Source organism: Vibrio nigripulchritudo ATCC 27043 (genome assembly GCF_000222685.1).
Classification (GTDB): Bacteria; Pseudomonadota; Gammaproteobacteria; order Enterobacterales; family Vibrionaceae; genus Vibrio; species Vibrio nigripulchritudo.
In genome coordinates, this window is the sequence record NZ_AFWJ01000146.1 from 51294 (window position 1) to 57373 (window position 6080).

4 protein-coding genes are annotated in these 6080 nt (G+C 40.8%); all 4 read left to right on the plus strand.

The genetic code is table 11. The annotated features are described in order from the left end of the window. The first annotated feature begins 12 nt into the window (after positions 1–12). The gene (locus tag RH89_RS13290) at positions 13–879 is read left to right on the plus strand and encodes an ABC transporter ATP-binding protein (protein WP_004402637.1); all 867 of its coding nucleotides are present in this window, start codon (positions 13–15) and stop codon (positions 877–879) included. 8 nt (positions 880–887) lie between these two features. After that, positions 888–1745, plus strand: coding sequence for an ABC transporter ATP-binding protein (locus RH89_RS13295; RefSeq protein WP_004402640.1), 858 nt, complete (start codon positions 888–890; stop codon positions 1743–1745). A gap of 570 nt (positions 1746–2315) precedes the next feature. Then, positions 2316–3173, plus strand: coding sequence for a hypothetical protein (locus RH89_RS13300; RefSeq protein WP_004402643.1), 858 nt, complete (start codon positions 2316–2318; stop codon positions 3171–3173). A gap of 29 nt (positions 3174–3202) precedes the next feature. Beyond that, positions 3203–6080, plus strand: a 2878-nt coding sequence (locus tag RH89_RS13305) for a zinc-dependent metalloprotease (RefSeq protein WP_004402645.1), incomplete at its 3' end; no start/stop codon positions are given.

Sequence of the window (6080 nt, forward strand, 5' to 3'; positions counted from 1 at the left end):
AGGAGAAGTCGTATGTCTGCGGAAACAATATTAAGCGTAAGAAATCTGGAAACCGAATTCACCACCGATGATGGTGTGGTGAAGATTCTTCATGGTGTTAACTTCGATGTGAAAGCGGGGCGTACACTTGGTTTAGTTGGAGAGTCGGGTTGTGGAAAGAGTGTTACCTCCATGTCGATCATGGGGCTGCTTCCCAAGCCTTACGGTCGGGTGACTAATGGCGAAATATTGTATCGCGGGATCGACTTGGTGACGTTGCCAGCCGAGGAAATGTATAAGATGCGTGGAGATAATATCTCCATCATCTTTCAGGATCCGATGACAGCGTTAAACCCTGTTCACACCGTAGGGCGACAGCTTAACGAAGTGTTGGAGTTGCACCGACCAGACTTATCAAAATCTGAGCGAAACGCTTATTCGCTAGAAATGCTGAAAAAAGTGCGTATTCCAATGCCAGAGAAGAGGATGAATGAATATCCTCATAACTTATCTGGCGGGATGCGCCAGCGAGTCATGATTGCCATGGCACTGGCTTGTAAGCCAGACATCTTGATTTGTGATGAACCTACAACGGCATTGGACGTAACCGTCCAGGCATCCATTCTTGAACTTATGCGAGAACTGCAGGAAGAAACAGGAATGGCGATGATATTCATCACTCATGACTTAGGTGTGGTTGCAGAGATTTGTGATGACGTGGCGGTGATGTATGGCGGCAAAGTGGTCGAATTCGCTGATGTCTTTGATCTTTTTGATAATCCTCAACATCCATATACCGAGCGATTGATGGGGCTTATGCCTAACCTAGATAACGAGCCCAAGCAGCCTATCGAGATTAAACCTATCGATATTACCGCGTTTCCAGAGTTCAAAGGGTAAGCACAGCAATGGAAGAAGTACTTAAAATTGTTGATTTAAAACAGCACTTTGTTTCTGGCAAAGGTGTGTTTAAAAAAGGCTACACAGTGAAAGCCGTTGATGGTGTTTCATTTTCAGTCGAGAGAGGGCAAACACTCGGCCTAGTCGGGGAATCGGGATGCGGAAAAAGTACGCTCGGCCGTACCATACTCAAGTTATTTGAACCGACGGAAGGGCGAATTTTCTTTGAAGGTGAGGACATTACTCAGTTTTCACCAAGACAAATGCGCTTGCTTCGTAAAGACATGCAGATTGTTTTTCAAGACCCAATGGAGTCACTTAACCAGAGACACACCATCGGAATGATCTTGGAAGAGCCTTATATCATACACGGTGTCGGCACACCAAAAGAGAGAAAACAATGGGTACTGGACTTGCTAGAAAAAGTCGGTCTTCCAGCGAGTTCAACAGAGCGATACCCTCATGAGTTTTCTGGGGGGCAAAGACAGCGAATTGGCATTGCGAGAGCTATCGCACTTAAGCCCAAGCTTCTGATATGCGACGAATCTGTTTCTGCATTGGATGTGTCTGTTCAGGCTCAGATTTTGAACTTGTTACTTCGTCTTCAGAAAGAGATGAATTTGGCGATGATTTTTATTTCTCATGATCTTTCTGTCGTTCGCCATATTTCGGACAAAGTTGCCGTAATGTATTTTGGAAAAATTGTAGAAATGGGTGGAGTAAAAGAAATCTACGATAACCCTCAAGCGGACTACACAAAGAAACTTCTATCAGCAATACCCATTACTCATCCAAAATATAGAGAACATAAGAATACTAAAGAAAAAATAAAAGAAGAAAACGAGCGTTCTTTAATCGATGGTTGAAAATATTTACATTTAAAAGATGAACTAACTCGAATATTAATACTTAGAAACAATATACAGAGTGAAATTTGAAAGTAATTAAGAGATATTAAAGACTAGAAATTACCTTCAATATAAAGAATAAATAAAGCGTATGGAATCTGCTTTATCTTATTTTACACATCTAATAAATATAAGTCTTGGCTAGGCTAACCAACTACACCAGTAGTTTGATACATGTAAAAGGAATTACAGGATAGCTTATGAAAAATAATCAAATCGAATCATAGATCTATTTAAATATTTAAAATAATGAAAATAAGTAACAAGTTGTTATGTTTTTAGGATGTAATTACTTTTCTTTAATTATTTAATTTATTTGAATATTTATTTAAACATACAAAGTACTTAACCCTTATTGCTAGAATTTTAGTAATAAGCGGTCTTTTACGTTCTGAGTATGTTGTTGATATTTTGAAGATTAAGGGCTGAATATTTTCGGATAACCCTTTGTACCCTTTAGTTAATTAAGGGTAGGGCTCTTGCACTTCAAATTTTAGGAAATTTAACAGGAACGAAACGGAAACGTTTATGCAGCACACAAAAATAACCTCGTTGCCCGGACTTGTTCTGATGACTGGAGCTCTAGCCTCGTTTAATGCGATGGCTGAAGAAGCAGTTAACTCAGAGCAGGACGACGGTGCGAAAAGTGTCGCTAAGGAAGAAGTCGTTGAAACGAAATACGGAGGTAGTTTGTCGCTTGGTTATCAAACCAACATCTACCACCCAGACGATTATCGGTCTTCGCGCGCACTTAATTGGAATGCAAGGTTCTCTGCTACAGAAGGAAAGTTAACCACGTTTATCACTACAGGTGCTTATCGAGCACTTGAGGACAGAACTGGAGACTTTTTTACCGATACAGCAATAGGACTTTCATATTCGAGTATCGGCAAATTTGGAGAGACGGGTAATGTTGGTATTAGCGGTCAGCTTACAGTACCGACATCAGAAACGTCCAGAAAGCAGAATCTGAATACCGCTTTAAGGCTGGCACTACCTATCAGTTTAAAAGTATCTGATGTCAGCCTATCAGTGAGCCCTAGGCTAAGAAAGAATTTCCATTCTTACAAAACAGCTGGCGGAAGTTCTCTGAGTGAGTGGATCTACTCCATCTCTGCTGGGGGGAGCTATTCAATGGGAGACTTCTCAATCAGTGCCTCAGTGCTTGGCGGTAACTCTATAAGTTATCAAGGCACCAGACGAAGCAGTTTTACCTATGCGGGTAGCTTATCTGGCAGCTACAAAGCCACCGATTACTTATCTCTTTCATTAAGTGCTTCTTCTAGTGGTGTATACACCGATGCTGAGCGAGGCACATTAGGCAATATCGATCTGTTTGACAGTGAGAGTGCCACCTATGTTGCAACTGCAACATTCTCTTTTTAGGAAATAAAAACAACAACAGGTAGTTACTTATGAATTTTAAGAAACTTAGCTTGGTGACAGCAGTAGGAGCAGCGCTAGTGGGCTGTGGGGCTGATGACCAAGCATATGATACGGTATCTAAACCAGAACAGCAGTTTGCTAAAAGCAACATTAAAACTGATCAAGTCTATCTCTTTATGCCGTCTCTAGCTAAGGCGCCAAAATATGCTGTGAGTATGATGCCTTTTTACCCAGGTCAAGAGAAGCTGGTGACTTTATCTTTTGAAGGTTCTTTTGATAACGATACTTCAGGTGGACTTAAGGCTAGGTTACTAAATCCAGATTTGATAAGCCAAAATGAAATAGATAGTAATGAATTGGGTCGATGGCTAGATGAGCAAAGTAATGCTCAACCAATCTTGACAATTCCTGGTGATTTTGTTGATTACCAGTGTAAAGAAGATAGCTATGGTGATTGTACTAACAAAGAAGAAAAAGTAGACAATAATGAAGTACCTTGGAATTTAAGAAATTACTTCCTTCCAAAATTTGCGGATGTAAAGGTTCATCAATTTAACTTTCTAGCACCTACACGCTTAGATAACTGTTATTCAACTTCTGGAAAAGCTAGACTTGCGACTAATCCGGAGTCTGGTTGGAAAGGATATGAAGTTACGGCTGATGGAGTTATCAATTTCGAAGTTGAACAAGACTTCAAAGTAAAAGATGGTTTCTGTTTCCTCCGTGAATACGTTCAGCAAGATCTAGATTTAGATAACCTTTCATTCACGGTTTCTCAGTTCTATTCTCTAGTCCCATTAGATTTAGTGCGATCGAAGTCTGATGATTATGAGCCAGTTGTCTATCAGAGATACGATAGTGACCGCTTTGGTTATTTTTTCAATAAAGTTGGTCGTCCCGATGTCTCTTATTCTAGAAATGAGTGGGACAATGAATTCGAATATCTTCACAGATTTAACCCAAACAAAGAAGTTATCAACTACCACTTAACAGATAGCTTTAATGTTAACGAAGAATCCAAATTCTTTAAAAGAGTAACTCAAGAAACGATTGAGAGAATGAACTCTCAAATAACCAAGGTAGGAGTTCCTCAAATCAAGTTGCATGAGCCGTCTGGTAAGCAGGCAGGTGACTTACGCTATAACGTTATTCACTTGATTGATGAGCCACTTGATAACGGCTTGGCTGGACTGGGTCCAACAGCGGTTAACCCTTTGACAGGTGAAATAATAAGCGGTCACGTAAACCAATATTCTGGTGTAATACGTGCTGGTTCTTCTTGGCGTTGGGATAGCATTGCGACTGACTTCAACAAAGGGCGCGTGGATACGGCTCCTAAAGATGAGAAAGTCCAATCTGCGAGTAATTCAGGTAGCATACCGCTTTCGTCATCTACTGTAGTTGATTACTATGCTGACGACGCGAATGTTATCAATGCTGCTAGAACTCCAGAAATTCAGGAGTATGAGAGCATTGAACAGGTAGCAGAAATAGTTACACAGGAAATGGCGCGTATTTCTCATGAAGGCAACACGTTCGAGCAAACTGAGTCAATTCATGCGCTAGAGAAGAGACTTTGGGCTGAGAATAACATGTATCCAGTAGAAAGTTTGGCACATGGTATTATACATGTATCAAACTTGCCTAAAGCGATCGGTGGTATCACTTTCGACTATCTAGCGCCAGAATGGTGGAATGGTGGCTCGCAAAATGCAGGTAAAGCCGGTTATCTGAAAGTTTGGACTGAACTGACTGCTGAACAGCAGGAGCGATTAAGCCTATTTATTGCTGGTGTTAGCTATGCACAAGTTCTTGTTCATGAACTAGGGCATAACTTAGGGTTGCGCCATAACTTCAAAGGAAGCAATGACATTAGCAATTTTTTTGCTAAAGACAATTTGGCTGAACACAAACTAAGGACTGTACCTGGTTACACTTCCATCATGGATTACAATGGCTCCTTCTACGATGAACCTGTGTTTGGTCCATATGACTTAGCGGCTCTTCGCTTTGGTTATAAGCGTCAAGTTGAAGTACAAGCTACTCAACCTGAACTTGATAGTCTTAGCAAAAAGTATAACGTTGAAAGCAACTTTGTAAGTGTTGAAACTCTTGACAAAAAGCTTCTAGAAGAAACATTAGATCCTCTAGGTGGTCGCTCTGACGTTTCAGAATTCGGTGTTATACGCGTTCTCGGTCGTGAACCTGAACTAAAACTTCCACATGATGAAAGCAAGATTAGAGTGTACAAGTACTGTACAGATGGTCATGTTTCACTGAATGATGATTGTAACCGTTTCGACGCTGGTGCAAACCGTGCTGAGATAATGAAAGACCGATTCAGAAAATATGATGAGCGCTATTATCGCACGACAATCAGAGGTATGCGTGACTCATTTAGTGAATACTCGCAAACGAACTATCTGTTTAGAAGGCTAAACTTGTTCATGGATTGGAGAAACTCCACCCACAACTTCGAACGTTCTATGGGAGATACTAATAAAGATCACCAAATATTCATCAGATCGTTTGTCAATGCTGATTTCCCGAACACTCATCCGTGGCATTGGGCTGTGGGACCTTATTACGGTACACCTGCAACTGTAGATATGGTTCGTGACAAGCTCTTGGAGATTATGTCGACTCCAGATCATTATTGTGAGGTTAAAAATGCAGATGGTAGTTTTGCACACAAAAAACTTGCAGATATCATCGGTGACTTCCGTAAGGCTGGAAACTTTGGCATTAATGAAGTACCAACGTCTTGTTTTGATGCAAGTGTTACTAAAACTCTTGAGAGCTTTAACCAAGTTGCAGTAGCAGAAACTGGTAAATATCTGAATTCCGGTAGCGCACCTCGGTCAGCGGCAGAGAATAACTACTCAAATCTCATTGACTACATGGGTC

Coding starts and splice junctions, on each gene's coding strand:
- RH89_RS13290 (WP_004402637.1), top strand. CDS start 13: ATGTCTGCGGAAACAATATTAAGCGTAAGAAATCTGGAAACCGAATTC.
- RH89_RS13295 (WP_004402640.1), top strand. CDS start 888: ATGGAAGAAGTACTTAAAATTGTTGATTTAAAACAGCACTTTGTTTCT.
- RH89_RS13300 (WP_004402643.1), top strand. CDS start 2,316: ATGCAGCACACAAAAATAACCTCGTTGCCCGGACTTGTTCTGATGACT.